The organism is Psychrosphaera algicola, assembly GCF_028401425.1.
GTDB classification, from domain to species: Bacteria; Pseudomonadota; Gammaproteobacteria; order Enterobacterales; family Alteromonadaceae; genus Psychrosphaera; species Psychrosphaera algicola.
Map to the genome: position 1 here is coordinate 3,642,758 of NZ_JAQOMS010000002.1, position 16,817 is coordinate 3,659,574.

At 40.8% G+C, this 16,817-nt stretch carries 11 protein-coding genes and 7 pseudogenes; 13 read left to right on the plus strand and 5 right to left on the minus strand.

Annotated elements, in window-relative coordinates; translation table 11 throughout:
- Positions 1-204: 204 nt before the first annotated feature.
- The 10 genes and pseudogenes from lepA to PN838_RS20020 all read left to right on the plus strand — a co-directional run bounded on the left by lepA (position 205) and on the right by PN838_RS20020 (position 7,427).
- Positions 205-1,994: pseudogene (gene lepA, locus PN838_RS19975) on the plus strand (translation elongation factor 4).
- Between the two features lie 23 nt (positions 1,995-2,017).
- Positions 2,018-2,937 (plus strand): annotated as a pseudogene (lepB, locus tag PN838_RS19980) (signal peptidase I).
- An 83-nt stretch (positions 2,938-3,020) separates the two neighbouring features.
- Positions 3,021-3,695, plus strand: coding sequence for a ribonuclease III (gene rnc / locus PN838_RS19985; protein ID WP_272182659.1), 675 nt, complete (start codon positions 3,021-3,023; stop codon positions 3,693-3,695).
- Between the two features lie 31 nt (positions 3,696-3,726).
- Positions 3,727-4,653, plus strand: a complete 927-nt coding sequence (gene era, locus PN838_RS19990; protein ID WP_252736776.1) for a GTPase Era — start codon at positions 3,727-3,729, stop codon at positions 4,651-4,653.
- Between the two features lie 3 nt (positions 4,654-4,656).
- Positions 4,657-4,953, plus strand: a complete 297-nt coding sequence (gene recO / locus PN838_RS19995; protein ID WP_272181750.1) for a DNA repair protein RecO — start codon at positions 4,657-4,659, stop codon at positions 4,951-4,953.
- A 19-nt stretch (positions 4,954-4,972) separates the two neighbouring features.
- Complete coding sequence (locus PN838_RS20000; protein ID WP_272182660.1) at positions 4,973-5,434, plus strand: DNA repair protein RecO C-terminal domain-containing protein; 462 nt, start codon at positions 4,973-4,975, stop codon at positions 5,432-5,434.
- Between the two features lie 18 nt (positions 5,435-5,452).
- Positions 5,453-6,189 (plus strand): annotated as a pseudogene (pdxJ, locus tag PN838_RS20005) (pyridoxine 5'-phosphate synthase).
- A 2-nt stretch (positions 6,190-6,191) separates the two neighbouring features.
- Positions 6,192-6,566 (plus strand): holo-ACP synthase, encoded by a 375-nt coding sequence (gene acpS, locus PN838_RS20010; protein ID WP_272181751.1) that lies wholly within the window; start codon positions 6,192-6,194, stop codon positions 6,564-6,566.
- A gap of 70 nt (positions 6,567-6,636) precedes the next feature.
- On the plus strand, positions 6,637-6,912 hold the full coding sequence (locus PN838_RS20015; protein ID WP_272181752.1) for a hypothetical protein: 276 nt from the start codon (positions 6,637-6,639) through the stop codon (positions 6,910-6,912).
- A 68-nt stretch (positions 6,913-6,980) separates the two neighbouring features.
- A complete protein-coding gene (locus PN838_RS20020) occupies positions 6,981-7,427 on the plus strand; it encodes a transporter substrate-binding domain-containing protein (RefSeq protein ID WP_441295807.1) in 447 nt (148 codons plus the stop codon).
- On the opposite strand, the pseudogene PN838_RS20025 reads toward PN838_RS20020, so the two are convergent.
- Both PN838_RS20025 and PN838_RS20030 read right to left on the minus strand, forming a co-directional pair.
- Positions 7,424-8,144: pseudogene (locus PN838_RS20025) on the minus strand (SIR2 family NAD-dependent protein deacylase). The gene PN838_RS20020 and the pseudogene PN838_RS20025 overlap by 4 nt on opposite strands.
- 16 nt (positions 8,145-8,160) lie before the next feature.
- A pseudogene (locus PN838_RS20030) lies at positions 8,161-9,673 on the minus strand (DUF3612 domain-containing protein).
- Between the two features lie 152 nt (positions 9,674-9,825).
- On the opposite strand from PN838_RS20030, the gene PN838_RS20035 reads away from it, so the two are divergent.
- Positions 9,826-10,425, plus strand: a complete 600-nt coding sequence (locus PN838_RS20035) for an aldolase/citrate lyase/malate synthase family protein (RefSeq protein WP_252736770.1) — start codon at positions 9,826-9,828, stop codon at positions 10,423-10,425.
- 60 nt (positions 10,426-10,485) lie between these two features.
- Here the strand turns inward: PN838_RS20035 and PN838_RS20040 are convergent, their stop codons facing one another.
- From PN838_RS20040 to PN838_RS20050, 3 genes and pseudogenes are all read right to left on the minus strand, one after another.
- Entirely contained in the window at positions 10,486-11,193 is a 708-nt protein-coding gene (locus PN838_RS20040) for a recombination-associated protein RdgC (protein WP_334313546.1), read from the minus strand.
- A 20-nt stretch (positions 11,194-11,213) separates the two neighbouring features.
- Positions 11,214-11,375, minus strand: a complete 162-nt coding sequence (gene rdgC / locus PN838_RS27590) for a recombination-associated protein RdgC (protein WP_370661055.1) — start codon at positions 11,373-11,375, stop codon at positions 11,214-11,216.
- Positions 11,376-11,462: 87 nt separating this feature from the next.
- Positions 11,463-13,222: pseudogene (locus PN838_RS20050) on the minus strand (ATP-binding protein).
- A gap of 442 nt (positions 13,223-13,664) precedes the next feature.
- Here PN838_RS20050 and thrA point away from each other — a divergent pair.
- Together thrA and thrB are read left to right on the plus strand one after the other, a co-directional pair.
- Positions 13,665-16,120, plus strand: a pseudogene (thrA, locus tag PN838_RS20055) (bifunctional aspartate kinase/homoserine dehydrogenase I).
- The gene (thrB, locus tag PN838_RS20060) at positions 16,117-16,812 is read left to right on the plus strand and encodes a homoserine kinase (protein ID WP_272181755.1); all 696 of its coding nucleotides are present in this window, start codon (positions 16,117-16,119) and stop codon (positions 16,810-16,812) included. Before thrA ends, thrB begins: the two are co-directional and overlap by 4 nt.
- Positions 16,813-16,817: the final 5 nt, after the last annotated feature.

Consider the following 16,817-nt stretch of genomic DNA (forward strand, 5'->3'; position numbering starts at 1 on the left):
CCAAAAACCAGCATTGAGCTGGTTTTTTATGTCACAATTTTATCTCAGAAGTTATTGGTTTAAAAAACCGCTGAGTTATTTAACAGTGGAGTACAACGTCATTTCAGTGTAAAATTGCGCCCTTTTTATACGCTTGAAAATGTCGAGCGTAGATCAGTTTTTGTTATTACGTCAGTATCATGACGAAGGTATATCACTAAATATATGAAGAACATCCGGAATTTCTCAATAATTGCCCACATAGACCACGGTAAATCCACATTATCAGATCGCCTAATTCAGCATTGCGAAGGACTAACCAATCGTGAAATGAAAGCGCAAGTACTAGATTCGATGGATATTGAACGTGAGCGTGGGATTACGATAAAAGCACAAAGCGTAACGCTAAATTATAACGCTAAAAATGGTGAAAGTTATCAATTGAACTTCATCGACACGCCTGGACACGTTGATTTTACTTATGAAGTTTCTCGTTCGTTAGCGGCCTGTGAAGGTGCCTTGCTCGTTGTTGACGCGGGTCAGGGTGTTGAAGCGCAAACGGTTGCAAACTGTTATACCGCCATTGAGATGGACCTAGAAGTACGTCCTATCTTGAATAAAATCGATTTACCGCAAGCTGATCCTGACCGTGTTTCTGAAGAAATTGAAGACATTGTTGGTATTGATGCTCTCGACGCCGTGCAATGTTCTGCTAAAACGGGTATCGGTATTGAAGATGTACTTGAAGATATAGTATTAAATATCCCGCCACCGGTCGGTGATCCTGAAGCCCCGCTTCAAGCGCTTATAATTGATTCGTGGTTTGATGCTTATCAAGGTGTTGTGTCGTTAGTTCGAATTAAACACGGCAAATTGAAAAAGGCGATAAAATTAAAGTCATGTCGACTGGCGCTTCTCATATCGTTGATAAAGTTGGTATTTTCACGCCTAAACAAACAGACACTGGTACGTTAGGGACCGGTGAAGTTGGCTTTATTATCGCAGGTATTAAAGATATTTTGGGCGCACCAGTAGGTGATACGTTAACGTTAAAAGACAACCCATCGCCAGAGCCGTTACTCTGACTTTCAAAAAATAAAGCCACAAGTATATGCTGGTTTATTTCCGGTGAGCTCTGATGATTACGAAGCGTTTCGTGATGCTTTGTCAAAGCTAAGCCTAAATGATGCTTCTTTGTTCTATGAGCCAGAAAGTTCGACAGCACTTGGACTTGGATTCCGTATTGGTTTCCTTGGTATGTTGCATATGGAAATTATCCAAGAGCGTTTAGAGCGTGAATATGACTTGGATTTGATCACCACAGCACCAACGGTAAACTACGAAATTCTTAAAAAGACGGCGGAATAATTAAAATCGACAGCCCGTCTGAACTTCCTTCTGTAGGTGAAATTGAAGAAGTTCGGGAACCAATTTGTAAAGCCGACATCTTAGTACCACAAGAGTATCTCGGAAATGTGATTACTTTGTGTATTGAGAAACGCGGAACGCAAACCGCCATGAGCTACCATGGTAAGCAAGTTGCAGTAAGTTATGACTTACCAATGGCGGAAGTTGTGATGGATTTCTTCGACAGATTAAAATCGACTAGTCGTGGGTTTGCGTCGCTAGATTATAACTTTACTCGTTTTGCTCCTGCGGACATGGTACGTGTTGATATTTTACTTAACGGTGAACGCGTCGACGCGTTATCAATGATTTGTCACCGTGACTTTTCACAAAGTCGTGGCAGAGAATTAGCTGACAAGTTACGTGAGCTTATTCCACGCCAAATGTTTGATATTGCGATTCAAGCGGTAATTGGTGCACATATTATTGCGCGTACAACGGTTAAACAGCTTCGTAAAAACGTAATAGCGAAATGTTACGGTGGCGACATCTCTCGTAAGAAAAAGCTATTGCAGAAGCAAAAAGACGGTAAAAAACGAATGAAGCAAGTGGGTAATGTTGAATTACCACAAGATGCATTCTTAGCCATTTTGAAAATTGGCAAGTAAATCTAAAATAGGAAATTATTGGTATGGCAGGATATTTCGCAGTATTTCTGGTGGTTATCACTTTGTTGAGTGGCCTGATCTGGCTCATTGATGCAAAGGTGTTTGCGCCTTCTAGAAGAGAAAGAGTTGCAACCGCAGTAGCTTCTGGTGTTGAACTTCCTCAGGAAGAGCTAGATAAAATTGCACCGCAACCAGCAATTGCAGAAACAGCACAGTCCATTTTTCCAATTTTGGCGGCGATTACTATTTTCCGTTCGTTTTTGTTTGAACCGTTTCAAATCCCGTCGGGTTCGATGATGCCAACGATGTTGGTGGGTGATTTTATTTTGGTTCAAAAATACTCGTATGGTGTCCACGATCCTGTTTGGCGCTCTGAACTGGTTGCTACGGGTGAACCCAAACGCGGAGATATTGCGGTGTTCAAGTACCCTTTAGATGAGCGTCTTGATTACATAAAACGTGTTATTGGGTTACTATAGGTGACCGCATTGTTTATCGTAATAAACAATTGGCGATTCAACCAAGTTGTGACCGTGAACCAGAAAATTGTAAAAAACTGATGCCGGTTGAATTGGAAGCTAAAGAGCAGGGGGCCTTTGTTCATATGGGCATGCCATTGATTACGGCCAATGAGCAATTAGGTGACGTAAATCATGAAATATTAGTTAACCCAGCTATCCCAGACATGGCAGATCGCTTTTATCAACAATATGGAACGCGCGCCAGTGAATGGATTGTCCCTGACGGCAAATACTTCATGATGGGCGATAATAGAGATAATAGTACAGACAGTCGTTTTTGGGGTTTTGTTGACGAAGAGCAGTTAGTAGGTAAAGCGGTATTCATTTGGATGAGTTTTGTTTACAACGATGGCCAAGTTAGTTGGTTACCAAATTGGGTTCCAGTAGATATCCGTTTCTCACGTCTCGGCACAGTACAGTAACTTTAAGAAAGACAGGCCAACTCGAATTTGCTCTGCTAGAGTTAATTCGAGTTGGCCTTATTGTTTTTTGGGCGAAAAAATTGATCAAAAAAGATTATAAGCAATTATGTAAAAAACTTGGTTACCAATTTAACGATGAGTCGTTATTGGTACAGGCGCTAACGCACCGAAGTTTTAAAGGTAGTCACAATGAACGTTTAGAGTTTATTGGCGACTCGTTATTAGGAATGTTTGTTGCGGAAAAACTGTATTTTTCCTTTCCTAAAGCAACAGAAGGTGAATTGACTCGAATGCGATCACAAGTCGTTAAAGGTCAAACCTTGGCAATTGTAGGTAAAGACCTCGAGTTAAGCGAGTGGTTGCGTTTAGGTCCAGGCGAAATGAAAAGCGGCGGTTGTCGCCGCGAGTCAATACTAGAAGATGCAATTGAGGCGATTATAGGTGCGGTCTATTTAGATTCGGGTCTGGAAGAATGTAAAACATTTGTCCTTAATTTAGTCGACAAACAATTAAAAAATGTTGATCCAAATTCAGCATTAAAAGATCCAAAAACGCAGTTACAAGAGTGGCTGCAATCAAGAAAACGCGCTTTACCTATATATGAAGTTGAAGAAGTATTAGGGCAAGCACATAATCAAAAGTTTAAAGTCTCATGTACTTTAGACAATGGTGAAGTCGTTTTGGCATCAGGCACGAGTCGCAGGAAAGCGGAACAGGGTGCAGCACGACTAGCTTTAGAGGTAATTAAAAGTGAGTAATTCAGAAAATAATCAACAAGAATTAGACGCCTTGTTGGCAAACCTAAACAATCGTGCAGATTTATCTGACCCTAAACGGTGCGGATTAATTGCGATTGTTGGTCGTCCAAATGTAGGTAAATCAACCTTGATGAACCAAATTTTAGGGCAAAAGATTTCGATCACGTCTAAAAAACCACAAACGACACGTCACCGTATTTTAGGTATTCATACGGAAGGTAATGATCAGGTCATTTACGTTGACACGCCGGGTCTGCATAAAGAAGAAAAGCGCGCGATTAATAAGCTAATGAACAAAGCCGCGTCAAGTGCTCTTGGTGATGTTGAAATGGTGTTGTTTGTTGTTGAAGCCATGAAATGGCATGAAGACGATGAAATGGTATTGAACAAAATAAAACGTTCAAAACAGCCATGTATTCTTCTTATTAATAAAGTCGACAACATCAAAAACAAAGAAGAATTGATGCCATTTTTGCAAGAAATAGGTGCCAAACATAAGTTTGAAGAAATCATTCCAATTTCAGCAGAAAAGTCGACAAACATTGAGCCGATAAAAGAAACTGTACTTAAATTTTTACCTGAGAACCCATTCTTTTTTCCAGAAGATAATGTCACAGATAGAACTTCTCGTTTTATGGCCGCGGAAATTGTTCGTGAAAAGCTAATGCGATTTTTAGGTGAAGAATTACCTTACAGTGTAACTGTTGAGATTGAACAGTTTAAATGGGATGAAAAAATCTGGCGCATCAATGCCTTGATCTTAGTTGAACGTGAAGGTCAGAAGAAAATGGTTATCGGTAAAAAAGGCGAAAAGCTAAAAATTATCGGCCGTGACGCACGTCAAGATCTTGAATTGTTACTCGACGAAAAAGTCTTCCTTGAGCTTTGGGTTAAAGTCAAAAGTGGCTGGGCTGACGACGAACGTGCATTGCGTTCATTGGGGTATGGCGAAGATTAATAAATGACACCTGATGTAGAGATAAAATCTGCTTTTATCCTTCATTCTCGAAGTTATAAAGAGAACCAAGCTATCGTAGAGGTTCTACTCGAAGATGAAGGAAGAGTGTCTATTGTGACCTATAAAGGGAGCAAGAAAAACTCTCAGCGCTCTGCACTGCTCCAGCCTTTTAGACCCTTGAATGTCGGTATTCAAGGGACTTCAGGCCTCAGAAAGTTAAAACAAATTGATGCCGACTTAGAACAATCTAAACATTTGTTAGCACTAAAGGGTAAAAGCCTTTTTGTGGCTTCTATTTAAATGAAATCATTTGCCGTCTGTGTGCATCGGATGCGTTTTTCCCCGAACTTTTTCAATATATCAATCCACCCTTATTTCATTGTCAAAACTGGATAACACCGCAGCGCATTTTTCAGTGCAGATGGCGTTATTGTTGCGCCGGTTTGAATTGCAGTTATTGCTGCAACTTGGCTATGGACTAAACTTTGAAACTGACATGATGACAGGGGATGACATTGTATTTAACGATGTATATGAGTTATTTGACGCCAGTGGATTTGTGTTGTCTAACCGGTCGATTTCTGCGCCTGATACATTTATCGGAGAAGATCTTAGTTTAATGTCGAGTTTATTAGAAATCCCTTTTGAAGACATCACAATTGACCAATTTCGTCAGCACCAGCCACTGTTTCGACAATTAAAATTGATTATGCAAACATGTTTGCATCGCCATTTAGGGGATAAACCGTTAAAATCCCGTGAATTATTTAGAACCGCTTAATTCTTTTTTGGAGACTGTATGAGCGAAATCCACTTAGGCGTCAATATTGACCACATCGCAACACTTAGACAAGCCCGTGGTACAACGTATCCGGATCCCGTTCATGCTGCTGCTGTAGCCGAGCATGCTGGGGCGAGTGGTATTACTATTCACCTTCGTGAAGACCGTCGCCATATTCAAGATAGAGACGTATATGTTTTGGCAAAAACGCTACAAACACGGATGAATTTAGAAATGGCGGTAACGGATGAAATGATCCGTATTGCAGAGGAAGTCAATCCTGAGTTTGTGTGTTTAGTGCCTGAAAAACGTGAAGAGTTGACCACCGAAGGCGGTTTGGATGTTTGCGGTCAATTAACCAAAATTACCGATGCGGTGACTCGACTTGATGCTATTGGTACAAAAGTTTCTTTGTTTATTGATGCCGACCAAGCGCAGATAGACGCAGCTGTTGCGACTAAAGCGCCTTATATTGAGATCCATACAGGTCACTATGCTGATGCAACAACAGAACAAGCGCAATTAGCAGAACTCCAAAAATCATTGAAGGCGTTAAATACGCGACTAGCAAAGGATTAATTGTTAACGCTGGGCACGGCTTACATTATCATAATGTAAAACCTATCGCGGAAATTTCCGAAATTTATGAATTAAATATTGGTCACGCAATTATTGCCCGAGCGGCGATGGACGGTTTAGACAAAGCGGTACGTGACATGAAAATATTAATGAATGAAGCTCGGCAGGGAATATAGCCATGTCAGTCATCGGTTTGGGAACAGATATTGTTGAAATTGCTCGGATAACGCAAGCGTGTGCAGGGTCAGATAGACTGGCACGTCGAGTGTTAACAGATTATGAAATGGGCTTATTTCAGCAAGATAATGAACCAAGCCGATATTTAGCCAAGCGTTGGGCTGCTAAAGAAGCAGCCGCAAAGGCCCTAGGAACAGGCATTGGACGTGGAATTTCATTTCAACATTTTGAAATTCGAAACAATGATCTGGGAGCCCCAAAATTGACTTTAACATTAGCTGCAAAACAAAGAGCAGATGACCTCGGTGTAAAAAGCGCTTTGCTTTCTATTTCAGATGAGCAACATTATGCGATGGCGACAGTAATTTTATCGTAAATAAACTGGCTAAACCGTAATCGAAGGTTACACTTAAAGTATCCATAGTTACAGGGATTGATATTGGGAAATGTCTAAATTATTTAGTTACTTAGTTAAACTTGTATTGGTGATATTGTCATTTACGTTCAGTCAGGCCGCGGTCGCTGATGATGAGTGGGTTGAACTCTTCAAACTTCACAATCAAACGAACTATGTGGCGGAAAATTATCCTCCGGCAAACTTTTATAAAGATAATTTACTGCAGGGCGTTTCCATCGACTTGCTTCACGAAATTTGGTCGACACTCTCCTTACCCAAAAAGACGTTTTGGTCGTGCCATGGGTGCGAGGCTATCGACAGCTAGAAAATACACCTAATACTGTACTGTTTACTATGTCGCGGACCAAGGAGAGAGAAGACTTATTTAAGTGGGTGGGTCCGGTATTTTCATCGACTCATGTGCTAGTTGCAAAACAAAAAACAGTCATCGATATAAAAGAAACTAAAGACATCTTTAAATATAGTGTCGCCACAGTTAGAGCGGATATTTCAGAAAAGTCACTGCGCAAAATTGGCTTTCCAGATCAAAAATTAGCAAAGTTGTCGAATGTAAAACAAGCCTTTTTAATGCTTAAAAATGAAAGAGTTGATTTGGTTATGCTGTCTATTCACGGCTTACATCACGTATTGATGGAACTTCACGAGTCGAGAAACCGCTATAAAATAGTCTGGCAAGTTAATAAAATTGGTAATTATTTTGCGTTTAGTAAAGAAACCCCAGACCTGATCATAAATAAATTTCAGCAGACGCTAGACTCACTTGAAACCAAACGTATAGAAATACTGCAGAAATACAAATTGCCAGAAGAGGAGTACTAATCCTGCTTGGAAATGTACTCTAGTGCCGTCATCGCGTGGTAAGTGACATCCGGATGTAATACATGACTTGGTGATGGGTCTACAACTTCAATTGGGGTTTTATTCTGGCGCGCGATATCGAGTGCCATTTGAGTGATATTGACGCTAAAAGACGTCCCCATAAAGACTATTTTCGCCGCGTTTTTCATTTTATTCTGAGCCGCTGATACCCGGTACAATTCGGTATAAAATTCATCAAATAGCAATACAAACGGCTTTAACGATACATATTTCTCGGGGCCGGTTGCTGGAATTTTGAAAATGGATAACAACGACTCGGTTAAATTTGATTCGTCTACCTGATCCCAAGGTGCGGCTAAACAATCAATATCTTGGCCTTGAGTATGAAACAAAGTAATTTGGTCGATACGACCGTGAATTGGAATATAATCGGTATTCCCTGCCTTACCATCTAAGCCATCAATGTTTTGAGTTACAACATCCTTGTTTGCCAACCAATGGTGGACGTCATTCGGCCCACAGTTCCGATATGTAACAAAACGCTTGTAATACTCAGGTCAAAAACTCACTCGGATTTGTTTTATACATCTCACGAGTAGCCATTTGCTGGGGAGTGTAATTTTGACTGCCTATGGTCCAAAATCCATCTTCTCCTCGAAATGTAGGAATGCCACTTTCAGCACTGACACCGGCGCCCGTGATATATAATGTACTCATTTAAGTCCCGCTAAAGTTATGACGAACATGGGTTGTAGCAACTCGGTTGGCGAGGGCACACATTCCCCCTCGAACAAATGAGTTTAGCTTGCTTATCCATCGCCCGTTCTATCCAGTTAATATTTAATATTTTTGCAACGCTCAACAGGTTGGATTTTAGTTTTGGCGTGAGCACAGCACTGCCGCCATTTTTAACACAACTTTGTTGGATTTCATAAGTGATAGAATCTGCGTCTTTTCCCTGCGCTTGAATGGCTGGTGTTAAATCGATACCCGCGCAAAGTACGTGGTGGTTAGTCGCCATATCTTGAACCTTGATGGATTCACAAATATACAATCTCGATTGGCCATCGACGTTCATTATTGAAAGTTGCGCTGACGTGCCTTCAGTTGGTTCTGAAATCATATTAAAAACAGCCCAATGCTGACAAGGATCGTCTACTTTTGTCATATTTCCCAGGGAAGCGGGATGCCATTACCTCGATAAACAGCTTTAAGCTTACTAGGAGAGTATGCATCGAAATAATGCCAGTGACGATATGGTGATACCGCGGTCATGCGACGCATCGCGACTGAGGCCGATACATCAGCCATCTGGTGACTCGAAATTTCATACCCGTTTCGATCGAGCAGTTGCCTAAAAGGCACTTTGGGGCACAACAGAGCGCCGGCAAAAAGCTCGACTCGAAGTCATGCCATGCATGGAGGATATCCTGTGGATCGACGCCTGAGTGCGCGGTTGGTCTGTTACTAGATGTACTGTTTTGACTGCCAACGGACTGAGCACTGCGTAGACTTTCTTTGTTATGTAAAATGCAATGGCCAATGTAAACCGCGAGTTCATATTTCAAACGGCGAGGGTATTGCTTTAGGCGTCGGTTTAAGTACAGTTTATTGGCGGGTTCAAAATAGGATGTGATTAGGTTTTTTGACGTGACCCCTAATTCATCACGCGCTTCTTTTGGTGCTTCGTCAAACCAAAATATTTTAAGCCCAACCTGTTTAACGATGGCAAATAATTCATCGATGGTCAGCGGCATGCGTTTTAATCCTACTTCTTCAGCTGCGCGTTCTAAATCGGGAAAATGGTTTTGGTTGTTTTCTTGATGCGCTCGAATTAGCAAATGAGCAAATTGACGTCCGGATATACCTGTTTGTGACAGCATTTCGGGTATTGCGATTTGTAAAATATCTTGCGAAAACAAAAAACTAGGCTCAAGTGGCATGCCGTTTATGCCGCCTCGATTACCTTTGTCTGGCACAATATCCTGATGTTCAGGGGTATCATCTAAAAACCACTCTGTGGGCTTTTGAAAAACACTGGCCACCACCTCTAACATATCAATACTTGGCACTCTTTTGCCACGTTCAATCATCGATAAATATGAAACTGAGGGAGCATATTCAGGGTCAATCCGAATACAACGTGCGGACAAATCTTCAATGGTTAAATTATTTCTCTTTCGTAAATTTCGTATCTTTGTGCCAAGGAAATGGGACTTACGTAACAGGCTTTTATTCGGTCGCATTTTGGTTCCTATTTTGTAAAATTTACAGTGTGAAATTTTTATTGTGAAATTTTAGTGTAAATTCATCTAGACTGCTTATCAAGCAATTCGGACAAATACTACACAAAAAAGAATTGCACTAAAAATACCCGACATATAACGAGGATTGAACAATGAATATGACAAACACTTCACAAAATGAATTTAATGCTACGTCTGGTTTTGATCAGTTCATAAATGAAGAAGTATCCATTTTGGCTGAATTAAACGAGAAACGCGTACTTGAAATTATGACGTACTCTAAAAGTTTCTTAGATAAGGTTTTCCCTTTGGAGTCGGGTTCACATCGTGATGTGAGTAGCTATGTAATTTATTACACGCATTTATTGGCGTTCTTCCCAGACGGCAGCAAAAGTGGCTTAAGCCATCCCAAACAGTTTGTCGCTTTATCAGGTCACAAAAGCGAACCAACCTCGATTGTGTTAAAAAATGACGGTTTTCATGTTGAGCTTATTTTCAATAAAAATGGGACTCGTGGGATAAAAGATATTGCCGGTATCGATGACATTCAAGTAGAAACCAACAAGCTAAACTTTGGTGGCGAAAATGCGGCTAATGACGAAACAACAGAACAAAAAACACGTCATTGGTTCAGTATGATTAGAAATGACGACGAAATGGTTTATGACGCAAAGGGCAAACAATTGTGTCGTTGTGTTGACGTACCAAAAGCGTTTACTGATAAAAACGGTGAGGACTACCCGCTTTCTTAAGGGGATGCATGGTCAACATATAAGGGTCAGTAATAGACCCAGTATGTTGGCCATGTTTTGTTATACGATGACTTTTTCCAGTTCTAAAATGAGCTGGTTCAATTCGCCTGTCATGATGGCGTAATCGGCGTCAAACTTCGCCAATTTGTCTTCATTTGGCACATCTTCAGTTTGCTCTTTTACGATATCCAAAAACTTAATTTGTTTAATGACAGCTTCTTCATTTAATACAAACTTAGATTTTTCAGACCAAACTAAACCTAATTTTGTGACAAATTTACCGTTTGAAATATGCAGTTGCACTTCTTCTTCGGTGACATTGTGATTTTTTAGTTTTGCGACAGCGGCTTCTTCGTCTAATGCTTTTAGTTCAATATCCTGGGCAAATTCGAAAGGAGCAGGTAATTGATCTTTTTGAACCCACAACGTCATGGTTGCCATTAGATCACCCTCTGGTTTGAATGGCAAAACAGGTAAAGTCCCTAAACATTGGCGCATGAAAGATAATAGGTTTTCAGCTTTATTTGCGCTTGAAGAATTGACCACAATAAACTGGTCAGTCACATTGATATAGGCGTAAAGACGACTATTGCGAGAAAACGCTTTTGGCAATAATTGCTGAGTGATCTCTTCTTTGATTGTTTGTTTTTCTTTTTTACCGACTTTCTGTCCACGTTCTGCTTCAATCAGCTGAACTTTTTCATCTAATGCTTCTTTAATGACAGACGAAGGAAGAATTTTTTCTTCGGTTTTAAGACAAACTAAAATGTTGTTATTGGCGCTGTGGCTTAAACCTTCAGTTCAGGAATTGGTGAAACCCAACCTTGAGTTTGTTGATCTTGGCTTCCACACGGGCGAAATAGGTGCGCTTGAAATGAATCAACTAACTCTGCTTCGCTAGTCGTAAACGGTTTTGTAAATTTGTAAATATGAGCGTTGTTAAACCACATGATCTTGACCCTAACTTTGATGAGCCAAAGATAATACCAGAGTAATGTTAAATTGGCTGTTCAAATCACAGCCAATTTATCGACATTTTATCTGTGAGTCTGAGGTAAGGCGTTTTCCAATGATTTTGGAATTCGCAAATGATAGGTTAGACCTTCACCTTCTTTAGAACTGGCTTCAATGTCGCCTTCGAGGGTCTGCTTCACTAAGTTATAAGCGATATTTGTACCCAGCCCAGACCCGCCAGCTTCTCGCTTGGTGGTATAAAATGGGTCAAATAACATCGCAAGTTGTTCTTCTGAGACACCATTGCCATTATCTTTATATATAATGTCTACATATTCGCCATCGAGCTTTACGTCGATATCGATACGGCCTTCATCTCGACCGTCAAAGCCATGGATCACACTATTCAATAAGAAGTTGGTAAAAATTTGAGAAACCGCACCAGCAGGAACTTTCATATCCAAGTCGTCTGGGCAATTAATAAAAATATCGTGTTTTGACTTTTTCAGTTTTGGTTTTAACGATGTGATCACTTCATTGAGGTATTGTTTAATATTGATCGTACGAACAGCTTCACTTGTTTGGTCTACTGCAATTTGCTTGAAGCTTGCAATAAGTTCGCTGGCGCGTGACAAGTTGTTGTTGAGTAAGTCGATGCTCTGTCTGCTTTCAGATACAAAGCTTTTCATGTCAGATGCACTTAAAGATTTGTCGTCAAATTTTTTGCTTATGTGATTCAGGCGGTCAGCTAAAAAGCTAGTTGCAGTTACACCTACACCAATTGGTGTGTTTACATCGTGAGTAATGCCGGCCACGAGACCACCAAGTGCAGCGAGTTTTTCAGATTCAACTAGTTTACCGTGCGCAAGGCTTAAGTTTTCGATGGTGTTTTCAAGTTGATTGGTTTTTTCAACCAGTTCTTTTTCTGTTTCGCGTCGAGTTTCAATTTCTTCTTTAAGATTTTTTTGCTGAGTTTCCAATTGATATTTCTGTTTTTGCAAATCCATCATAGCTTGGCTGAGATTGGCGGTTTTTTCGCGACTTCTTGCTCCAGCATCAAATTTTGTTGGTCGAGCATATCGTTGGTTTTTAGCAATTGTTTTTGAGCTTGCTTCAATTCGTCTTGGGAACTCGAGACTTTTCCAATGAGATTATTAAAGGACAGTTGGATAACGCTCAATTCGCTTTCTTCAAGTTCGGTCACTTGCAGTTGTGCTGTTCCTAAGTTATCGAGATCAATTCGTTCAATTTGATCAACCAAATCGCCAAGTGGCTTGGTAAGATGTTTTCTAAATGCGAGTAAAAATAGACCAATTAGAAATGCCGTTTTTGTCGCTGCGCTGCCGAGCATAAAGTAAATACTGACAATGATTCTATCGATGACAACATGGTGACTTGAGAAAAGGGTGACATCGCCCACATGAGTCGAACGGCCAGAAAATTCGAAAACGAGAGGAAAGGTATAGCCAAATAAACCATCGGCACCATGGATGACATTGCCATGTCCTGTTGAGGTGTTGCTTCTAGAGTTCTCAAATTCTGAGACTTGACCCATTTGGGTCAGCAATTCGCTTTGATCATCTCTGATCAATACGCCTTCAATCATTGGGATCGCCAATAAACCCTCAGAAATGGATACAACTTGTGGGGTATTAAGTTCCCAAATAGCGCGGGTTAAACTGGCACTGAATGTATTTTCTAATGTCCTTAGCTCGTCACTAATGTAATTTTTGGTCGTGGTATATTCGGCCACAACTTGAATACAAGTCACTGCAAATGTTAGGACAAAGTAGACAGATAATACACTTACAAGTAGTCGACGCGAGATACTCTTGGTTGCCAGCATTCCAACATATTCCTAATCGGTTTAAAGAATCAATAGCTGTAGACTTACAGTTTGGCTATTTTTCTGTGAAAATCCAGTATTATAGTGAGGATAACCCAAAAATGACGTTATTCAATTTAATTTCTTAATGTTAGTGGTTATCTAAAATCAAAATCTACAGTAAATTTATTGGTAACATTAACAATAAATTGCGTAGAATTGTAACCGGATTATGTTTAGTTGCAATTAATGCAACATTAGCTGTAATAATTAGCACTTGACTTTTTGGCCCATTCCGTCAAATTTAGCACCTATGAATTTACGCATGATCCGCACTATTATTACGACCACCAACATTACCCATACGGGCTAGTGGTCGAACGAGTGCAACAAAATTTTGTTAAACCCGTGACCAAAATCACGGGTTTTTTTGTCTTTAGACTTGGAAAGGTAGTTTAGTATGAGAGTAGTTAAGTTTGGTGGAAGTTCTTTGGCCGATGATTTTAGATTTCAATCGGTTGCGGCTATTATTAGCGAGCAGGCGACCTCTAGCACAATTACCGCGGTACTTTCAGCGCCAAAAGGCGTTACCAATAGATTGGTGAAGTTGTGTGATATCAGTGAAGCAGGTGAAGACTACCAAGGCGAACTTGATGGTTTAGAGAAACATTTTCTTAATATCGCCGAGCAAGCCGGTTTTAGTCAAACAGCTGAATTAGTATCAAAAATAGAACAAACTATTTCTGAACTAAGTCAAAGACTTCAAGGCGTGAAGTTATTACAACATTGCCCTGATCATATTCGTGCGTTCATTATTTGTCGTGGCGAAGTGTTTAGTGTGCATTTAATGCAGCAATATCTAAAAGTAAAAGGGTTTGAATCGCAGGTATTAGACCCTACCAAATCGATTGTTAGTTCTGACGATTATTTAAATGGCGTTGCGGATATCGAATTATCACGCGCGGCGTTATTGTCACATATGGAAAACGGTAAAAAGTTTACTTATTACTAGGATTTACCGCCGCCAACGAAAATGGTGAGTTAACAACGTTAGGTCGCAATGGTTCTGATTATTCTGCGGCAATTGTTGCAGCGTGTTTACATGCTGCTGTTTGTGAAATATGGACAGACGTTGATGGTGTTTATAGCGCAGACCCACGTCAAGTTCGCGGTGCTATGTTAGTTGAAAAGCTGTCATATGGTGAAGCAATGGAGTTGTCTTATTTTGGCGCCAGTGTTTTACATCCAAAAACAATCGGCCCTTTGGCGCAGCACCAAATTCCATGTGTTATTAAAAATACGTTAAATCCAAATGCAGAAGGCACGTTGATTGCTGAAGAAGCCGCCGCAAATACGTCGCCGATTAAGGCAATTTCATCTTTAGAAGATGTAAGCATGCTAACCGTTTCAGGCCCAGGCATGAAAGGTGTTGTCGGTATGGCGAGTCGCACGTTTAAGGCAATGGCCGACCGTGAAATATCGGTTGTACTTATTACTCAGTCTTCCTCTGAATTTAGCATCAGCTTTTGTATCCCAACGGAACGTGAAAAAGACGCTGTTGCTGCGTTGTTACGTGAATTTGAATTAGAAATTAAAGCCGGTTTATTGGCTCACCCTAAAGTAGATAACGAAGTCGCTATTGTGTCGATGATTGGCGAAGGAATGAGACAACACAAAGGGATTGCTGCCAAATTCTTTACGTCTTTAGCACAAGCCCGTGTGAATATTCTTGCGATTGCTCAGGACAGTACAGAATCGTCAATCTCTGCAGTACTTGAGTCTAAAAAATGCGCCGATGCGATTAAAGTCTGTCACGAAAACTTCTTTACTAAAGTTCCGTCAATCGATGTGTTCATCTTAGGATGTGGCGTTGTTGGTGGTGAGTTGGTAGAACAAATTAAACGTCAGCAAACGTGGCTACATCAACGCAATATTAAACTCAATGTTTATGGCATCGCAAATAGTCGTAAATTGTTGCTTGACGCAGAAGGTATCGACTTGGCGTCTGACTGGCAATCGACACTAGCGGACTCTGAAAACAATTTCAGCCTGTTAAACGTGACGCAGTTTGTTCAAGACAATCATTTAGTAAACCCCGTACTTGTCGACTGTACGTCTTCTGAAAGTGTTGCAAGTCAATACGTAGAATTTTTAGCTGCAGGTTTCCATATCGTTACGCCAAATAAAAAGGCTAATACGGGTAGCATGGCATATTACAACGAGTTACGTGATACCGCACAGTCAACAATGCGTCGATTCTTATATGAAACGACCGTTGGTGCAGGCTTACCAGTTATCGATACATTGCAAGGGTTGTTCAATGCCGGTGATGAATTAGTTGCATTTGAAGGGATATTGTCGGGTTCTTTGTCTTATATCTTTGGCAAATTAGACGAAGGAAAAACCATTTCTGAAGCAACAATCGAAGCGCGTAATTTAGGTTATACCGAACCAGACCCACGTGATGACTTAAGTGGTATGGACGTGGCGCGTAAGTTATTAATCATGGCGCGTGAAGCTGGATTAAACCTTGAATTATCAGACATCGAAGTTGAATCTGTATTGGGCAACGACTTTGACGCCACTGGCAGTGTTGATGAATTTATCGCAAAATTACCGAGTTTAGATCCAACGTTTGCTGCCTTGATTGATAACGCCAAATCAAGCGACGAAGTATTACGATATGTTGGTGAAATTAAAGACGGAAAATGTAAAGTTAAGATCGTTTCAGTCGGCGCTGACAATCCATTATTTGCCGTTAAAAATGGCGAAAATGCATTAGCGATTCATAGTCGTTATTATCAACCAATTCCGTTTGTTTTACGCGGATATGGCGCTGGTGCCGCTGTCACAGCAGCGGGTGTGTTTGGCGATGTAATGCGTACATTGAGTTGGCAACAAGAGGTGATGCTGTGAGTCAGATAGGACAACGCGCTTCAGCGTTTGCGCCAGCAAGTTCTGGCAACGTTAGCGTCGGGTTTGATTTGCTTGGCGCTGCGCTTCTACGTATCGATGGTGGCGAACTTGGTGACCGTGTTAATGTTGAATTTGCAGAGCAGGACGAGCTGAAAAATTCGGGTGAATATGCCCACGTGTGTCCAGATGATGCTGAGCAAAATCTAGCGTGGCAAGCTTACCGCCTGTTTCGCAGTAAATTAGCAAATGAGAGTTTTCCAAAAGTAAAAATGGAACTGGTAAAATCGTTGCCAGTGGGCAGTGGATTAGGTTCTAGTGCCTGTTCTGTGGTTGCAAGTTTAACCGCCTTGAATCGATTGTTTGGTCATTATTTTAGCGATAATGACATGTTACTGATGATGGGTGAAATTGAAGCCGCAGCAAGCGGTGACTTGCATTATGACAATGTCGCGCCTAGTTATTTTGGCGGACTACAATTAATGTCACCGTCAACGGATGAGCCGGTGCTAGATTTACCAATACCAGATCAATGGTATGTTGTTGTCGCGTTTCCTAGCTTTGCTTTCCCGACCAAACAAGCTCGAGAAGTATTGCCAAAACAGTACGACAAACATGATGTTATTGCCAATGCTCAAAATCTATCTGTGTTTATTACGCAGTTATTTAAGGGGCAACAAGTTAAAGCGGCCTGAGCAAT

Excerpts from the sequence above, each read along its gene's own strand:
- acpS (WP_272181751.1), top strand. The coding sequence starts at position 6,192 with ATGTCAGTCATCGGTTTGGGAACAGATATTGTTGAAATTGCTCGGATA.
- rdgC (WP_370661055.1), bottom strand. The coding sequence starts at position 11,375 with ATGTGGTTTAACAACGCTCATATTTACAAATTTACAAAACCGTTTACG.
- PN838_RS20015 (WP_272181752.1), top strand. The coding sequence starts at position 6,637 with ATGTCTAAATTATTTAGTTACTTAGTTAAACTTGTATTGGTGATATTG.
- recO (WP_272181750.1), top strand. The coding sequence starts at position 4,657 with ATGACACCTGATGTAGAGATAAAATCTGCTTTTATCCTTCATTCTCGA.
- PN838_RS20035 (WP_252736770.1), top strand. The coding sequence starts at position 9,826 with ATGAATATGACAAACACTTCACAAAATGAATTTAATGCTACGTCTGGT.